Source organism: Citricoccus alkalitolerans, assembly GCF_039528175.1.
GTDB classification, from domain to species: domain Bacteria; phylum Actinomycetota; class Actinomycetes; order Actinomycetales; family Micrococcaceae; genus Citricoccus; species Citricoccus alkalitolerans.
In genome coordinates this window covers 386,264-402,077 of record NZ_BAAALH010000002.1, presented here as the reverse complement: position 1 = coordinate 402,077, position 15,814 = coordinate 386,264, and the positions used below count along the sequence as shown (strand labels likewise).

Sequence of the window (15,814 nt, the reverse complement as noted above, 5' to 3'; positions counted from 1 at the left end):
TTACTCCGCGCCCCCGCGGCGTGGTTCCGGTCGCCGAGGCCGGGCCCGGAGCGCGGGGTGCGCCGGGCTCGTCTGCTGGACCGCGCCGCCGTCGTGGTCCGGCCTAGCGGTTGACGTCGACGATGGTGCGCCCGCGCGTGCGTCCGGCCAGGATCAACTCGGCGTAGGGGATGGTGTCCGCCAGCCCGATCGTCGTGGTCATCTCATCCAGCTTCTCCAGGTCCAGCTCCGCGGCCAGTGCGTCCCAGGCCCGCTGCCGCAGTGTCCGCGGGGCATTGACGGAGTTCGCGCCCGTGAGCGTGACGCCGCGCAGGATGAACGGTGTGACAGAGGTGGGGAGGTCCATGCCCTGGGCGAGGCCGCACGCCGAGACGGTGCCGCCGTACCGCATCTGCGCGAGGATGTTGGCCAGGGTGGTGCTGCCGGCGACGTCGATGGCCCCGGCCCACCTCTCGGACTGCAAGGGCTTGCCCAGCTCATCGGAGAGATCGTGGCGGTCGATCAGGTCGGCGGCGCCGAGGCCGCGGAGGTAGTCGCCCTCCTCCTCGACGCGTCCGGTGGAGGCCACCACGCGGTAGCCGCGGCCGGCCAGCAGGGACACCGCCACGGAGCCGACCCCGCCTGCGGCACCGGTCACCAGCACATCACCGGATTCCGTGGTCACCCCAGCGTCCTCCAGCTGCAGGACGGAGATCATCGCGGTGAATCCGGCCGTGCCGAGGGCCGCGGCGCGCTCCGGGCTCAGCGCCTCGGGAAGTTCCACGAGGGCATCCGGCCGAACCCTGGCGCGGGTGGCGAAGCCGCCATGGAGGGACTCTCCGATGCCGTCCCCGTTGAGCACCACGGTGTCTCCGGCTGACCACTTCGGGTCCTCAGAACGGGTCACCGTGCCCACGATGTCAATCCCCGGGATGATCGGGAAGCTCTGCAGGATGCCCCTGCCGCCACCGTTGATGGCCATGCCGTCCTTGTAGTTGTAACTGGAATAGAGCACGTCCAGTTCCACGGTTCCGGATTCGCCGACGCCGACCAGCAATTCGTCCTCCATCACCTCTCTCACCTCGGCCTCGGCGCCCTTGGCTGCCACAATCACTGCGCGCATGCGTCCTCCTTCGTTCGGTTTTCGTTCGATACCGGTGGCTCTTCTCCACTCACGGTACGGAGGAGCACTGCCGGGCGCCATGGGCCCAGGGCAGTTTTCCCGCCGATCCTGATTAGTCCCGGTCATGATGACCGGGAAGAGTCAGGATCACCGGGAATCGTGCGAGAAGTAGGTCAACGCCAGGGCTCAAGCCGCAGCGTTGGATCACCGGGAATCTTGCACAGGGGAGCCTCCGCATCCACCGCCCCGGGCGACCTCGAGGAACTCGGCTGCCGTGCCGCTGTCGGGCAGTCGACCCCGCCAGACGGCTTGGAGCATGCGATCGAGTCGTGGCCCACGCGTCGGGATCTCGGCGAGCTGGCCGGAACGCAGGTAGCCCTCCACTGCGAGGCGGGACAGGACGGCGGGGCCGATGCCCTCCACGACGGCCTGGCAGATCGCCGAATTGCTGTTGAGCTCCACGAGCGGGGCGGGGCGGTGGTCGTCCACGAGGCGGTCGAGGAACGCGCGGGTTCCGGACCCCTCCTCCCGCTCGACCAGGGCGGTGGTGGCCAGTTCGTCCGGGTCCAGCGGCTCGGTGCGGCGGGCCCACGCCTGCCCCGGAGCGGCGACGACGACCAGCTGGTCCGTGAAGACCGTGACCGCGCGCAGGTTCGCCGGCAGGTCGGGAGTCTCCACGAAGCCCAGTGCCACCGTCCCTGCCGTCACCGCCTCGATGACGTGGGCCGAGTTCATCACGCGCAACTGGGTGGCCACGCCCGGCCGCCGCGCCCTGAAGGCCCCGATCCATCCCGGCAGCAGGTGCTCCGCGATGGTCATGCTCGCCCCGATCGCCAACTCCTCCTGCCCCCGGTGCGCCAGGGCATCGGCCCCCGCGGACAGTCGGTCCACGCCGTCCAGCACCTCGCGCGCCCACTCGACGGTCAGCACGCCCTCCTGGGTCAGCGTCGAGCCGCGGGTGGACCGGCGCAGCAGCGTGTATCCCAATCGCCGCTCGAGCGTCCGGAGGGATCGGGAGGCGTTGGACTGCGCAATCCCGGCCGCCCGCGCCGACGAGCTCAGGCTCCCGTGATCGGCAACTCCCACCAGCAGGCGCAGCATGGTCAGGTTCAGCCACGAGTCGATGTGCGGGGCGTGGGACGGAGCATGTGACGGGGCATGCTGCTGGGCGTGCTGCGGGCCAGGCAGGCGGCTCTGCTGTGGGTCATCCTCTGCTGCTGTGGACATATCAGCATCATATGACCGCGTTGGTCAGGCGGGGGCTACTGGCGGTCCGCCGGTGCTGGAATCGTCGAAGGATGCCCTTAGCTGACAGCATCCGAAACCGCTCCGTAGCACCCTCGCCGACCCCTGGGGACGGCGGCGAGCGCGGTTCGGCCCCCGTGGATCGGCAGGAGACACGGCGGGGCTTCCGCTGGTTCCCGACGCCGGCCCTGCCCGGCCTCGCCGTCTGTCTCACCGGGGCGGGACTCGCCTGGGGGCTGGTTCAGCTACTGCCGGGCAGCATCAGCCCGCTGCTCGTGGCGATTCCGGCCGGGGCGTTGTGGCGGAACCTGGCCCCCGTGCCGGCGGTGCTCGCGCCAGGGGTGGCTATCGCGGCCAAGAAGCTGCTGCGCACGGGAATCGTGCTGCTCGGGTTGCAGGTGTCCCTGACCTCGGTGCTGGACCTGGGCTTCGGGGTGCTGGCCGTGGTGGTGGCGTCCGTTGCGGTGACGTTCTTCGGGACACTGTGGATTGGTGCCCGGCTGGGGATCAGTCCGGCCCAGCGGTTGCTGATCGCCTCCGGCTTCTCCATCTGTGGCGCGGCGGCGGTGGCCGGCATGGACGGGGTGACCAAGGCCAAGGAGGAGGAGGTTGCCACCGCCATCGCGCTGGTGGTGCTGTTCGGGACGTTCATGATCCCGCTGGTGCCGTTCGTCGGCGGGCTGCTGGGCCTGCCGGCGGAGACGCTCGGGATCTGGATCGGGGCCTCCACCCATGAGGTTGCTCAGGTGGTGGCCGCCGGTGGGGCGGTGGGTGGTGGTGCGCTCGCCGTTGCCGTGACGGTGAAGCTCGCCCGCGTGCTGATGCTGGCACCGATGGCGGCCGGGGTGTCCATCCACCTGCGGCGGCAGCAGCGCCGGGCGGTCACGGCTGGCGGGCTCGGCATGGACGGCGGCTCCGGCACTGGTTCCACCGTAGGCCCCGTAGTTGGTCCCGCTGCCTCCTCCCGGGCAGCGAAGCAGACGGCGAAGCGTCCACCGATCGTCCCGCTGTTCGTCCTCGGTTTCGTGGCGGCCATGATCCTGCGGACCACCGGGGTCCTGCCCGAGGCTGTCCTGGACGTGGTCCAGATCCTGCAGACGCTGCTGCTCTCGGCGGCGATGTTCGCCCTGGGACTCGGGGTCCATCTGAAGAGCCTTGTCCGGGTCGGTTACCGGCCGGTGCTGCTCGGCCTGCTCTCCACGGTGGTGATCCTCGGGATCTCGCTGGGAGGCATCGCCGCGCTGGGGCTGTAGCACCGGCGTCGGGCCCCGGTGGCTCAGTAGTTCTGCGGCGGATCGGAGGCAGGGAAGGAGGCCTTGCCCCAGTCGTCCGCGCGGGCATCATCCTGATCATGCCGGGCCTGGGCCTTCGTGGCCTCCGCCATGAGCTGGTCGGCCACCTCAGCGTGGGTGCTCGTGGCCTCGGCAGTGGCGGTGTGCGTGGTGTTGCTGGTCTCGGGGCCAGTTCTCGGATCGCCCACGACGTCTCCTTTCGCCTGTTCCCATCATCGGTCTCCCGGCTCCGCCGTGCACGGGTTCATCGCCGCCCGGCCATTTGATTGACGATCCACATCGTTGATCAAGTCCTCGGCGCCGCTGTGCGGTGAGCGCGCCCGCCAGCGTCTGCCCCAGAGGGGCTGACGAATATCAAGCGACATGATATTCTCTACAGACATTCCGTCCGTGATGCACCTCACTTATCTGGGAGATCGCCATGAAGTACAGCCGTCTCGGCACCGCAGCCCTCGCTGGCCTGACCGTGCTCGCCCTCGCCTCCTGTTCCTCGTCGGATGCCGGCGTGGAGTCCTCCGGTGAGGGGTCCGCGTCCACTGCCTCCGGTGAGGTCAACACCGAGGCTCCGGCGTATGACCTGCTGCCGGAGGACATCAAGTCTGCCGGGGGCATCACCATCGCCGGTGACACCCATCCGCCGTACCGCACTCTGCAGGAGGGTGGCGAGATCACCGGCATTGACCCGGACATCCAGGAAGCCCTCGCCGAGCAGCTGGGCGTCCCGTTCACCATTCAGACCACGTCCGGGCTGGACGCCATGCTGACCGGCATGCTGTCCGGCCGCTATGACGCCTTCAACGGGCCGGTGCGCACCACCGCGGAGCGGGAGGAGGACTTCGACGCCGTGGTCTGGATGACCACCCGGACGTCCTACCTCTACCTGAGCGAACGGCAGGACGACCTGGGCGCACCGGAAGACCTCTGCGGCGCCCGCGTCGCCGGCGTCACGGGCTCCGTCACCGAGAGCCAGCTGGAGCGCTACACCGAGTGGTGCGCGGGTGAAGGCCTGGAGGCCCCCGAGTTCCTCGGGCTGGAGGACACCAACTCCACGATTCTCGCCGTCCGGTCGGACCGCGCCGACTACGCCGGGACCACCCAAACCGCAGCCATCGACATCCAGAACCAGGACGAGGGCGTGTTCGAGTTCATCGCCCAGTCCGAGGAGCAGGGCGCCGGCGTCGACCAGCTCGCCATGTTCATGCCCAAGGACAATGAACTCTCCGAGGCCATGCTGGCCGCCTTCGAAGGCATCTTCGAGAACGGTGAGTACGACCGCATCATGGCCGACTGGGACCTGGACGATGTCAAGGTCGACGCCCCCACCCTCAACCCGATGACCGGCCAGACGTCCGGTGAATCATCCGGCGAATGACCGTCTCGGAGATGCCCATGACCACTGCCGCACCCCCCGTGCGAACCGATGCCGTCGATGTAGCCGACGCCCGTCCCCGGATCAGGCCCCTGCGGATCCTGGGCACCGTGGTGCTGGCCCTCATGGCCTTCGGCATCCTGTCCTTCCTCGTCACCAACGAACGGTTCGAGTGGCCGATCGTCGCCGAGTACCTCTTCAACCCGAGCGTCCTGCTCGGCCTGCTCACCAGCATCCTGCTGATGGCGGTCGCCATGGTGCTGGGCACCTCCCTCGGCGTGGTGCTCGCTGCCGGACAGCTCAGCGACTACTGGCCCGCACGGTTGGCGTGCAAGGCCTTCGTCGGCTTCTTCCGCGGGGTCCCACCACTGGTTCAGCTGATCTTCTGGTTCAACCTCGCCTACCTACTCCCGCGGATCTCCGTGGGCGTGCCGTTCGGGCCAGAGTTCTTCAGCTGGTCTACGAACGATCTCATCACGCCGTTGACCGCGGCCATCATCGGCCTGTCCCTGCACGAGGCGGCCTACATGGCGGAGATCATCCGGGCGGGCATCCTCTCGGTGGACCAGGGCCAACATGACGCCTCGGCGGCCATGGGCTTCAGCCGGTGGCACTCCTTCAGCCGGATCGTGCTGCCACAGGCCATGCGGGTCATCATCCCGCCGACCGGCTCCCAGGTCATCGCGACTCTCAAGGGCACCTCCCTCGTCAGCGTCATCGCGATGGGCGATCTCCTGCATGCCGTCCAGGTCATCTACAACCGCACCTATGACGTGGTGCCCATGCTGATCGTGGCGGTGATCTGGTACCTCATCGCGGTCTCCGTCCTCACGGTCATCCAGGGCAAGGTCGAGGCCCACTACAGCCGCGGTGCCACCCGCACGGCCCCCAAGGCCACCGGGCGCACGGCCGCGGGCACCGCTGCCCAGCCGGTTCCCGACGCCGGCCTGGCCGGTACCCCGATCGACAACCGGACCAAGGAGAACCAGTGATGAACGGATCCCAGACCGGCACCGCGCGCGGCGCGGCGGGAGCGGCACTCGCCACCCCGGTGCTCGAGGTGGTGGGCCTGCGCAAGCAGTTCGGCGACCACACGGCCCTGGACGGCATCGACCTGACCGTCAACGAGGGCGAGGTGGTGGCCATCCTCGGACCCTCCGGCTCCGGCAAGTCCACCCTCGTTCGGTGCATCGACCAGCTCGAGACGATCGACGGCGGTGCCATGTACCTGGACGGGGATCTGCTCGGCTTCGAGCAGGGCCGCACCCTGCGCCCGCTGACCGATGCTGGGGTCCGCGCCCAGCGCCGCCGGATGAGCATGGTGTTCCAGCAGTTCAACCTGTTCCCGCACTGGACGGTGCTGCGCAACGTCACCGAGGCCCCCATCGCGGTCCACGGGGTCCCCTCGGCCCAGGCCAAGGAGGCTGCTCGGGGCCTGCTGGAGAAGGTGGGCCTCTCGGACAAGGCGGACGCATACCCGCGGCAGCTCTCCGGCGGCCAGCAGCAACGCGTGGCCATCGCCCGGGCAGTGGCCGTGGAGCCACGGGTGCTGCTGTTCGACGAGCCGACCAGCGCCCTGGACCCGGAACTCATCGACGAGGTGCTGCAGACCATGAAGGCCCTGGCCGCCTCCGGCCGGACCATGGTCGTGGTCACCCACGAGATGGAGTTCGCCCGCGAGGTCGCGGACCGGTGCGTGTTCATGGCCGAAGGCCGGGTCATCGAGGACCGACCCGCGGACGAGTTCTTCCGTGCCCCGGAGACGGACCGCCTGCGCTCCTTCCTGGCCCGCTCGATGCGGGCCAACGACGAGCGGCAGGGTTGACGACGGGCATGGCACCGAAGACCATCGTCATGGCCACCGGGGACCTCGTCCTGGAACGCGAGGACGCCACCTCGCTCTTGGCCGCCGTGGCTCCGGTCCTGGCGGAGGCCGATGTGGTCATCGGCCAGCTCGAGGTGCCGCACACCGACGCCACCGCCACGATGTCCTCGGACGTGCCCGCCCTGCCCGCGCCCCCGTCCGCGCTGGACGCCGTGGCCGGTGCGGGCTTCGATGTCCTCACCCTGGCCGGCAACCACGTCTATGACTTCGGCGGCGAGGGGATCGAGGACACCCGGCGGCACTGCAGGGACCGGGGCATGCTGACCACCGGTGCCGGCGGCGACCTGGAGGAGGCCTGGCAACCGGCCGTCGTCGGGCACCAGGGTCGGCAGATTACGGTGCTCAGCGTCAATTGCGTGGGTCCTCGGGAGTCCTGGGCCGGGAGCAGCAAGGCCGGCTGCGCCTGGGTTGAGGTCATCACGCACTACGAACCCCGGGGCGCCAATCCCGGAGGCCCGCCGCGGACCTACACGTTCGCCGAGCCGCGGTCCTTGGCGGCCTTCTCGGGCCGGGTCGCGGCCCAGGTGGCGGACGGTGCGGACGTGATCGTCGCCCTGCACCAGGGGCTGGTCCACCAGCCCGTGGACATCGCGCAATACCAGTACGAGATCGCCCACGCGGCGATCGACGCCGGGGCGGTGGCCGTGATCGCCCACCACGCCCACATCCTCAAGGGCGTAGAGGCCTACCGTGGCAGGCCCATCTTCCACGGCCTGGGCAACCTCGCCACGGTGACGCACGCCCTGGGCGGCCAGCCCGGGGACTCACCCGAGCGCAGAGCCTGGGCCCGGGAGCGGATCCGGCTGTTCGGGTTCTCACCGGACCCAGCCATGCCGGAGTACCCCTTCCACCCCGAGAGCCGGAACACGGCGATCGCCGTCATCACCCTGGGTGCTGAGGGCGAGGTCGGCGCAGAGGTCATCCCGTGCTGGATCGACGACGACGCCCGGCCCGTTCCCGTGCCCCGCGCCGGTGGCGGCGAGGACGTGGGCCGCTACCTGCAAGAGATCACCCGCGAAGCCGGTCTGGACACCGTCCTGGCCTGGAGCGGAGACCGACTGACCGTACAACTGGAGGACCATCCCCGATGAACACCGTGACCGCACCGCTCAAGGGCAAGACCGTCATCGACCTGACCACCGCCCTGGCGGGCCCCTATGCCACCCTGCTGCTGGCCGGTCTCGGCGCCCGGGTGATCAAGGTGGAGAACCCCGCCCGGGGTGGGGACTCCTCCCGCAACAACTCTCCCTACGTCACCGAGGACGGGCTGAGCCTGCGCCGGACCTCGGATGACGACATGTCCGTCTCGATGATGCTCCGCGGCCGGGGCAAGGAATCGATCACGCTGAACCTGAAGCACCCGGAGAGCCGCCAGGTGCTGTTCGACCTCATCGGTGAGGCGGACATCCTGGTGGAGAACTACAGCGCCGGGGTGACCAAGCGGCTCGGGATCGACTACGCCTCCGTGCGCCACCTGAACGAGAAGCTGGTCTACACCTCGATCAGCGGTTTCGGTGCCGGCCCGGACAACGGGGACCGCAAGGCCATGGACACGATCGTCCAGGCCCTCAGCGGCGTGATGATGACCGCCGGAGAGCCGGGGCAGCCCCCGGTGCGCTTCGGACTGCCGATCGGAGACCTGTCCGCACCGCTCTTCGCGGTGATCGGCACCCTGGCCGCCGCGCTGCAGGCCGAGCACACCGGCGAGGGCCAGCACGTGGACGTCTCCATGCTGGGGGCGCTGACCTCCATGGTGGCCTGCGAGCCCTTCGACGCCCTGGAGTCGGTGGGCTTCCCGCTGCGCACCGGCGCCTATGTGCCCCGGCTGGCCCCGTTCGGGACGTTCCGTGCTGAAGATGGCTATTTCGCGATCTGCGCACCCACCGACCAGTTCGCCTCCGGGGTGCTCCGCGCCATTGACCGGCCGGATCTGTTGGACGCCGAGGACTTCGCCACCCGGGACGCCCGCGTGGCCAATGCCGACCGCCTGCACGGACTGATCGCCGGCTGGGCCGCCGAGAAGCCGCTGGATGAGGTGCTGCAGGCCCTGACCCGTGAGGGAGCGCCGGCCGCCCCGGTGCGCTCGACCGCCGAGGCCGTCCGGGATCCGCAGGTGGTCCAGCGCGGCGAGGTGGTCCCGCTCGTCCACCCGAAGTTCGGGCACTTCGACGGGCTCTACGGCTCCGGACTGCCCGTGGTCTTCTCCGCCAGCCAGACCACCCTGGACGTGCCGGCCCCCCATCTGGGCGAGCACACCGACGCGGTCCTGGAGGCCCTGGGCTACGACGCCGGCCGGATCGAGGATCTGCGCGCCGCGGGAGTGCTGTGAGCACCAGCGGGACACCGGTGGTGCCGGGACCGGCCCTCACGCCGGCACCGAGGCCGCGTTCCGGCGGCGGGCTCGAGACCGAGCCGAGGGTGGGTGTGGTCGGGGCGGACGTGCCGCGGCAGATCGTCCTGGCCTGCGGGGCCGTGCCGGTGCGGATCCTCGGCTCGTGGACCGGGGCGGTCTCCCAGGAGGCCACCGAGCTGCTCGGGGCCACCGATGCCGTGGCGGCCCGGGTGCTCGACGAGATCCTCTCCGGTGCCCATGATGGGCTATCCGGACTGGTGGTCTGCAACGACTCCATGGCAGACCTGCGCGTGTACTACGTCCTGCGCATCCTGGCCGAGCGCGGCCGGGTGCCGTTCCCGGTCCACTTCCTGGATGCGCCCCGCGGCGGCGGCGATCACCGGCGGCGTTTCGTGTCCCACCAGTACCAGCGACTGGCGGCCTTCGCCTCCGGGGTCACCGGCCAGCAGGCCGACGCGACGTCGTTGGCCGATGCCGCGGCGCGCGAAGCGGCGCTGGGCGAGGCGCTCGAGGCAGTGCGGGGCCGGCGTCGTGAACGGGTTCTCTCCGGTACCACGGCGCTGATGGTCTACCGGGCCGCGGCCCAGCTGCCTCCCGAGGATGCCCTGGAGCGGATCGCGGACCTGGTGCGGATCACCGCCGAGCCGGTGGAGCCGGACGCGTCCGCCGATTCAGCCTGCGCGGGAACGCCGGTGTACCTGACCGGCAGCTCGCATCCGGACGCCACCGTGTATGAGCGGCTCGAGGCGGCCGGGGCCGTCGTGGTGGGCGAGGACCACGACGCCGGCGATGCCGCCTGGATCGGTGACGCCGTCACCGCCGCCACCCTCGAGGAGACCTGTGACCTCCTCGCCCGGCGGCATGCAACCCGCCCCCCGGCGGCAGCCCGGTCCCTGTCCTCCGAGCGGACCGGCCACCTGCTGACTGAGTCGGACCGCTGCGGTGCCGTGGGGGTGGTGGCGCTGGTGCGAGACCTGGACGACGGCCCCGCTTGGGATCTGGCGGATCACCGCCCCGCTCTGGCCCGCCGCGACCTCTGGCTGGCCGAGCACCTCCGGGTGCCCGCTGACGGTGTCCACGACGCGACCGCCGGGGTCATCCGCACGTTGAGCCACTACGTGAACAGGAAGGACGTGCTGTGACCCAGCCGCGAACACCGGCCCAGCCGCGAACGCCACAGGCCCCCGCGGGGCAGCGGCTCCGCTCGGCCGCGGCCGCCACCCGCCATCAGAAGGAGTGGTTCCAGACGGTGCGCCGCCGCGCGGCCGCCGGTGAGCCGATCGCGCTCGTCAACGCGGACGCCCCGCACGAGGTCTTCCGCGCCCTGGACATTCCCTACGTGGTCACGCAGTGGTGGTCCTCGATCATCGCGGCGAAGCAGGCCGGGCCGGCTTCCATGGAGCGGCTGGCCGCGGGCGGGCTGCCGGACTTCAGCCTGCAGTACGACGCCATGCCGCTGGGGGAGCAGGACCTGCCGGACGAGGACCGGCCGTGGGGTGGGCTGCCGGTCCCCCGCTTCGCGGTGGCCGAACGCAGTGGGGACGTCACGGCCAAGATCTTCGAGCAGTGGGGCAACCGCCCGGGAACCGAGACCTTCCTGCTGTCCCGCACCGGTGCGGACCCGGTGCCGGACCGGTGGTGGGAGCTGGTGCCGCATCAGTGGGAGCAGGCCTTCGGCACGGAACGGCTGGACCTGCTCCAGGGGGAGATCCAGGACCTGATCGCCTGGCTCGAGGAGCGGACCGGGCGGACCATGGACTATGACCGCCTGGCCGAGATCATGGCCCTGGGCAACGAGCAGGCCGAGTGGAACCGGCGCACCCGGGACCTGATCGCCACCACCCGGCCCACCCCGGTGCTCGTCAATGACACCATGCCCGCCGTGATGGCGCCGCAGTGGCAGCGCGGCACGCAGTGGGGAGTGGACGCGGCGCGGAGCCTCTACGAGGAGACCACCGAGCGCGTGGACCAGCGGGTCGCCGTGTGCCCGGGGGAGCGGAAGCGGCTGATGTGGGTCGGCCGGGGGCTGTGGTCCGACTTGGGCCTGTACACCCGGTTCCAGGAGGAGTTCGGGGCGGTGTTCGTGTGGTCCATGTACCTGGCGATCGCCGCGGACGGTTACCTCCGGTACGGCGATGACCCCGTGCGCGCACTGGCCGCGCGATTCGTGGGGATCACCGACCAGCTCTACGTCCCGCCATGGTCCTCCCAGTGGTACGTCAAGGAGGCCCTGACCCACGGGGTGGACGGGGTGGTGCACCTGGTGGCCGACGACACCCCGGGCAGCGGATTCATCACCGAGGCACTGGAGGCCGAAGGAATCCCCGTGCTCGAGATCCGGGCCAACAACGCGGACCAGCGGTCGAGTTCGGCCGCACGGATCCCCGAGCGGATAGCCGAGTTCATCCGGCACCGTGTCTGAACCGGATGAACCGGATGAATCCGGCGCGGACGAGGACTCGGGACCGGCCGGCCCGTTCCGGCAGCGGAACTTCTCGCTGTACTTCATCGGCCAGGTCATCTCCAACACAGGAGTCTGGTTCCAGAACCTGGCACTGCAACTGGTTGTCCTCAATGCCACGGGCAGTGCCCAGGCCCTGAGCGGCATCACGATCGCGCAGTTCCTGCCCATCTTCGTGCTGGGGCTGGCCGCTGGCCGGCTGGTGGACCGGGTGGCACCGCGGACCGTGCTGCTGGTGACCTCGCTGCTCTCCGCCGTGGTCACCGCCGCCCTGGCCCTGGTGGTGAGCGAGGATCCGGACCTGTGGCTGATCTACGGGCTGGTCGGCGTCCTCGGCTCCGTCCAGGCCTTCGAACGCGTTGCGGCGCAGGCGATCATCTTCGAACTCGTGGGCCCGGGGAGCCTGTCCAGTGCCGCTTCGATCAGCACGATCGCCCTGGCGGCCGCCCGCTCCGTCGGCCCGGCTCTCGCGGGCCTGGCCTTCCAGGGATTCGGCGCGGCCGTGTGCATCCTCATCAACGCCGGCGCCTACCTCGTGGTCTTCGGCTCCCGGTGGATGATCCGTCCGACCGAACTGCACCACCGGGACCAGCGCGACGGCGGAGTCCGCCCACGCGGCCGGGTCCCGTTCCGGCGCGGCCGGGACGTGAACACGCTACTGGTGGTGAACGTGGTGGTGTCCCTGCTGGCCATGAACTTCGGGCTGGTGCTGACCTCCACGGTGGACCTGAGTTACGGCGGTGACGCCAGTGCTGTCGGCGCCGTGCACACGCTGAATGCCGTGGGCGCCGTGCTGGGAGGGATCCTGGCGGCCCGGCACCGCAAGGTCTCCGTCCGGGCCATGGTCCCGGCGACGGCGGTGTTCGGGGTGGTGCTGGGCCTGAACGCGGCCGCCCCCACCCTGGTGCTCTTCCTGTGCGCCGCCCCACTGCTGGGGCTGGGCGTCGGCTACTACCAGGGGATCGTCAACGCCGCGGCACAGGAATCCGTGGATCCCCGGTTCATCGGGCGCATGATGTCCTGGATGACCCTCGGCAGCTACGGGATGGTGCCGTTCGGTGCCCTGCTCATGGGCTGGCTGATCGACGCGAGCTCCGGGCGGGTGTCCCTGGCGGTGGCCGCGGCGAGCGCCCTGGCCTGCACCGTGCTGGTCCTGGTCCGGACGGCACCGGCGCGCTCCTGATGCCGTTGCCGCAGCGGGGACCATCGGTCGGTCCAGCGACTAGTGGGCGGAGTCGTCCGTGATGTCGCTCGGGTCCTTGGAGGCCTGGGCGTCCTTGCCGGCGGAACGCAGCCGGTTCGCGGCCAGACGCGAGGGGACATGCCGGGGGCGGCTGGTGATCTGCCGGCGGGAGATGGCGTCCGCCTCGGCCTCGTCATCCCCGAAGTATCCGCCGGCGAGCTCGCGGGCCGCGTGGTCCAGGACCTCGACGATCGAGTTGCCGAGGTCTTCGCCCATGGCCGCAGTGAGCCGCCGCTCGTGGCGCTGCAGCTCCTGTCCAGAGCGTTGCACCAGGTCCCAGCCGCTCTCGGTCAGCTTGACCAGCCGCACCCGCCTGTTCGTCGGATGGTTGCCGCGTTCCACCAGTCCGAGGTCGATCAGCTCGTTCGCCACCAGGTGGGCGGCCTGAGCGCTGACGAAGGTGCGCCGTCCCAGCTGGGCGTTGGAGAGGGGCAGCCCCTCGCCCAGCACCTGGAGGATCAGGAACTGTGACAGCGTGACCCCGTGGGCCAGGGCCAAGTTCTCGGTGAACCGGTCCAGAGCCCGGCTCAGCCGGTAGGCGGTGTAGTTCAGCCGGTCGGTGGCCGGGGCGCCCCGCGGGTCTCGTTCGATCACAGTCACCTTTTCGAGGATATCAAGTCGCTTGTGATTCTCCGCCGTCGACCCGGCGAGGGGCGCCGGAGGGCGAGGGCCGGCGTCGGGCACGGGGGTGTGGTGCGGGATCAACTGCGGTTCTGTACCGGAAGGCGGTCCCGGTGGTAGGTGATGTCCGTGTAGCCGTGCGGTACCGGCTTCCCGTCCGGGCCGAGGGAGACGAAGACGATCTTCTCGATGGTGAGGATGACCTGGCGGGTGATCATGTTGCGGACCTCGGCGCGCATGGTCAGGGAGGTGCGGCCGAAGTGCGTGGCCTTCAAGCCCATCTCGATCATGTCCCCCTGCTCGGCGGAGGAGACGAAGTTGATCTCGGAGATCAGCTTGGTCACACTGCGGTGGTTGCCGAGCTGGATGATGGCGTAGATCGCGGCCTGCTCGTCGATCCAGCGCAGGAGGGAGCCTCCGAAGAGGGTGCCGTTGGCGTTGAGATCCTCGGGCTTGACCCACTTGCGCGTGTGGAAGCTGACGCCGTCCGTGGCCGGATCGATAGGTCCGTCCAGGCCGATCGTGGGCAGGGCGGCGGTGCGGTCGGTCGGTTCTTCGCTCATGGTCCGAGCGTAGCCCGGGCCCAGGTGTTGCGCCCGAAGCGGGGGTGGGCGAAAGATGCGGAGGGAGAACGCGAAGAGGGCCTCGACATACCTATCATCATAGGTATATTGTGTGAGGTGAACCTCGTGTGGTGCGGATCACCCCCGTCCGCGCGGTCGCCCCAGCAGTAAACCCAGAAAGGACCGTTTCGATGACCGAAACCGTTGCAAACACCAAGTCCCTGCAGGACGTGCTGGACGCGTCCGGCAATGTGGTTGACCACCTGCGCAACTCGCAGATCGGCGCCTACATCTACCCCGTCGTCGCCCCCGAGTTCTCCAACTGGCGCTCGGAGCAGCGCGCCTGGCGCGAGTCCGCGGTGCTGTTCGACCAGTCGCACCACATGGACAACCTGATCCTGCGCGGCCCGGACGCGATCAAGCTGATCTCGGACACCGCCATCAACTCCGTGGCCAAGTTCCCCGTGAACAAGGCCAAGCAGTACGTGCCCACCACGCCGGCCGGCCACGTGATCGGTGACGGCATCCTGTTCCGCCAGGAAGAGGAGGAGTACGTGTACGTGGGCCGCGCCCCCGTCACCAACTGGATGCTTTTCCAGGCGCAGCGCGGTGACTACAAGAACCTCGAGATCGTCGAGGACCGCCGTTCGCCGTCCCGCCCCATGGGCAAGCCGGTGCACCGCGAGTACTACCGCTTCCAGATCCAGGGCCCGCGCGCCTGGGAGATCATCGAGAAGCTGCATGGCGGCCCGTTGGAGCAGCTGGGCTTCTTCAACATGTCCTGGATGAACATCGACGGCACCCAGGTCCGGACCCTGCGTCACGGCATGTCCGGCGCCCCGGGCCTGGAGATCTGGGGCCCCTACGCCGACTACGACCGCATCCGCGACGTCATCATGGCCGCCGGTGCCGAGTTCGGCATGCTCGCCGTCGGTTCGCGTGCGTACCCCTCGAACACCCTGGAGTCGGGCTGGATCCCCTCCCCGCTGCCGGCCATCTACACCGGCGACGGCATGATGGCCGAGTACCGCCAGTGGCTGGGTGCCGACTCGTACGAGGCCAACAACGCTGTGGCCGGTTCCTTCGTCTCGGACAACATCGAGGACTACTACCTCAACCCGTGGGAGCTGGGCTACGGCAACTTCGTGAAGTTCGACCACGACTTCATCGGCCGCGAGGCCCTGGAGAAGATCGATCCGGCCGCCCAGCGCAAGAAGGTCACCCTGGCCTGGGATCCGGAGGACATCAAGCGCATCCAGTCCTCGCTGTACGACACGGAGGGCACCCCCTTCAAGTACTTCGACCTGCCGCTGGCCAACTACGGATCCTCGAACTACGACGCCGTGGTGGACGCCGACGGCAACGTGGTCGGCGTGTCCATGTTCACCGGCTACTCCGCCAATGAGAAGCGCGCCCTCTCCCTGGCCACTATCAACCCGGACGTCCCCGAGGGCGCCGAGCTGAGGGTCATCTGGGGCGAGCCGGACGGTGGCACCAAGAAGACCACCGTCGAGCCGCACGTCCAGACCGAGGTCTCCGCCACGGTCTCCCCGGTTCCGTTCTCCGCCGTGGCCCGCGAGTCCTACCAGGGCGGCTGGCGCACCGGTTACAAGGGCTGATGCTCTTAGCCTGAACGGCCCTACACCGCTTCGCGGGCGATCCCCACCGCTGGGGATCGCC

General features: G+C 69.6%; 15 protein-coding genes. 10 read left to right on the top strand and 5 right to left on the bottom strand.

Features of this window, described 5'->3' with window-relative positions:
- Nucleotides 1-103: 103 nt before the first annotated feature.
- Both ABD134_RS07700 and ABD134_RS07695 read right to left on the bottom strand, forming a co-directional pair.
- Entirely contained in the window at nt 104-1,102 is a 999-nt protein-coding gene (locus ABD134_RS07700; protein WP_344228348.1) for an MDR family oxidoreductase, read from the bottom strand.
- 204 nt (nt 1,103-1,306) lie between these two features.
- Nucleotides 1,307-2,329, bottom strand: a complete 1,023-nt coding sequence (locus ABD134_RS07695; protein WP_344228346.1) for a LysR family transcriptional regulator — start codon at nt 2,327-2,329, stop codon at nt 1,307-1,309.
- Nucleotides 2,330-2,400: 71 nt separating this feature from the next.
- On the opposite strand from ABD134_RS07695, the gene ABD134_RS07690 reads away from it, so the two are divergent.
- Entirely contained in the window at nt 2,401-3,600 is a 1,200-nt protein-coding gene (locus tag ABD134_RS07690) for a YeiH family protein (protein ID WP_344228344.1), read from the top strand.
- A gap of 23 nt (nt 3,601-3,623) precedes the next feature.
- Here the strand turns inward: ABD134_RS07690 and ABD134_RS07685 are convergent, their stop codons facing one another.
- Nucleotides 3,624-3,827 (bottom strand): hypothetical protein, encoded by a 204-nt coding sequence (locus ABD134_RS07685; protein WP_344228342.1) that lies wholly within the window; start codon nt 3,825-3,827, stop codon nt 3,624-3,626.
- 233 nt (nt 3,828-4,060) lie between these two features.
- On the opposite strand from ABD134_RS07685, the gene ABD134_RS07680 reads away from it, so the two are divergent.
- From ABD134_RS07680 to ABD134_RS07645, 8 genes are read left to right on the top strand one after another with little or no spacing between them, the layout of a single operon-like run.
- Nucleotides 4,061-5,011: a transporter substrate-binding domain-containing protein gene (locus ABD134_RS07680; protein ID WP_344228340.1), complete on the top strand. Its 951-nt coding sequence runs from the start codon at nt 4,061-4,063 to the stop codon at nt 5,009-5,011.
- 17 nt (nt 5,012-5,028) lie between these two features.
- A complete protein-coding gene (locus tag ABD134_RS07675) occupies nt 5,029-6,000 on the top strand; it encodes an amino acid ABC transporter permease (RefSeq protein WP_344228338.1) in 972 nt (323 codons plus the stop codon).
- Nucleotides 6,000-6,833, top strand: coding sequence for an amino acid ABC transporter ATP-binding protein (locus ABD134_RS07670; RefSeq protein ID WP_344228336.1), 834 nt, complete (start codon nt 6,000-6,002; stop codon nt 6,831-6,833). The genes ABD134_RS07675 and ABD134_RS07670 overlap by 1 nt, the downstream gene beginning before the upstream one ends.
- 8 nt (nt 6,834-6,841) lie before the next feature.
- Nucleotides 6,842-7,984, top strand: coding sequence for a CapA family protein (locus tag ABD134_RS07665; protein WP_344228335.1), 1,143 nt, complete (start codon nt 6,842-6,844; stop codon nt 7,982-7,984).
- Nucleotides 7,981-9,222 carry a CaiB/BaiF CoA transferase family protein gene (locus ABD134_RS07660; protein ID WP_344228333.1) on the top strand — a complete coding sequence of 414 codons (1,242 nt, stop codon included), beginning with the start codon at nt 7,981-7,983 and terminating at the stop codon, nt 9,220-9,222. The genes ABD134_RS07665 and ABD134_RS07660 overlap by 4 nt, the downstream gene beginning before the upstream one ends.
- A complete protein-coding gene (locus tag ABD134_RS07655) occupies nt 9,219-10,388 on the top strand; it encodes a 2-hydroxyacyl-CoA dehydratase (RefSeq protein ID WP_344228331.1) in 1,170 nt (389 codons plus the stop codon). The genes ABD134_RS07660 and ABD134_RS07655 overlap by 4 nt, the downstream gene beginning before the upstream one ends.
- Nucleotides 10,385-11,668 (top strand): 2-hydroxyacyl-CoA dehydratase, encoded by a 1,284-nt coding sequence (locus tag ABD134_RS07650; RefSeq protein ID WP_344228329.1) that lies wholly within the window; start codon nt 10,385-10,387, stop codon nt 11,666-11,668. The genes ABD134_RS07655 and ABD134_RS07650 overlap by 4 nt, the downstream gene beginning before the upstream one ends.
- Nucleotides 11,661-12,890 carry an MFS transporter gene (locus tag ABD134_RS07645; RefSeq protein ID WP_344228327.1) on the top strand — a complete coding sequence of 410 codons (1,230 nt, stop codon included), beginning with the start codon at nt 11,661-11,663 and terminating at the stop codon, nt 12,888-12,890. Before ABD134_RS07650 ends, ABD134_RS07645 begins: the two co-directional genes overlap by 8 nt.
- Before the next feature lie 39 nt (nt 12,891-12,929).
- Here ABD134_RS07645 and ABD134_RS07640 read toward each other — a convergent pair whose 3' ends face one another.
- Nucleotides 12,930-13,550, bottom strand: a complete 621-nt coding sequence (locus tag ABD134_RS07640) for a MarR family winged helix-turn-helix transcriptional regulator (RefSeq protein WP_344228325.1) — start codon at nt 13,548-13,550, stop codon at nt 12,930-12,932.
- A 101-nt stretch (nt 13,551-13,651) separates the two neighbouring features.
- The gene (locus ABD134_RS07635) at nt 13,652-14,134 is read right to left on the bottom strand and encodes an acyl-CoA thioesterase (protein ID WP_159553023.1); all 483 of its coding nucleotides are present in this window, start codon (nt 14,132-14,134) and stop codon (nt 13,652-13,654) included.
- 191 nt (nt 14,135-14,325) lie between these two features.
- Between ABD134_RS07635 and ligM the strand changes: the two genes are divergently transcribed.
- Nucleotides 14,326-15,753 (top strand): vanillate/3-O-methylgallate O-demethylase, encoded by a 1,428-nt coding sequence (gene ligM / locus ABD134_RS07630; RefSeq protein ID WP_344228319.1) that lies wholly within the window; start codon nt 14,326-14,328, stop codon nt 15,751-15,753.
- Nucleotides 15,754-15,814 lie beyond the last annotated feature (61 nt).

What these genes read in the sequence shown, in the direction of transcription:
- ABD134_RS07700 (WP_344228348.1), bottom strand. Translation starts at nt 1,102, where the DNA reads ATGCGCGCAGTGATTGTGGCAGCCAAGGGCGCCGAGGCCGAGGTGAGA.
- ABD134_RS07695 (WP_344228346.1), bottom strand. Translation starts at nt 2,329, where the DNA reads ATGTCCACAGCAGCAGAGGATGACCCACAGCAGAGCCGCCTGCCTGGC.
- ABD134_RS07690 (WP_344228344.1), top strand. Translation starts at nt 2,401, where the DNA reads ATGCCCTTAGCTGACAGCATCCGAAACCGCTCCGTAGCACCCTCGCCG.
- ABD134_RS07680 (WP_344228340.1), top strand. Translation starts at nt 4,061, where the DNA reads ATGAAGTACAGCCGTCTCGGCACCGCAGCCCTCGCTGGCCTGACCGTG.
- ABD134_RS07675 (WP_344228338.1), top strand. Translation starts at nt 5,029, where the DNA reads ATGACCACTGCCGCACCCCCCGTGCGAACCGATGCCGTCGATGTAGCC.
- ABD134_RS07670 (WP_344228336.1), top strand. Translation starts at nt 6,000, where the DNA reads ATGAACGGATCCCAGACCGGCACCGCGCGCGGCGCGGCGGGAGCGGCA.
- ABD134_RS07665 (WP_344228335.1), top strand. Translation starts at nt 6,842, where the DNA reads ATGGCACCGAAGACCATCGTCATGGCCACCGGGGACCTCGTCCTGGAA.
- ABD134_RS07660 (WP_344228333.1), top strand. Translation starts at nt 7,981, where the DNA reads ATGAACACCGTGACCGCACCGCTCAAGGGCAAGACCGTCATCGACCTG.
- ABD134_RS07635 (WP_159553023.1), bottom strand. Translation starts at nt 14,134, where the DNA reads ATGAGCGAAGAACCGACCGACCGCACCGCCGCCCTGCCCACGATCGGC.
- ligM (WP_344228319.1), top strand. Translation starts at nt 14,326, where the DNA reads ATGACCGAAACCGTTGCAAACACCAAGTCCCTGCAGGACGTGCTGGAC.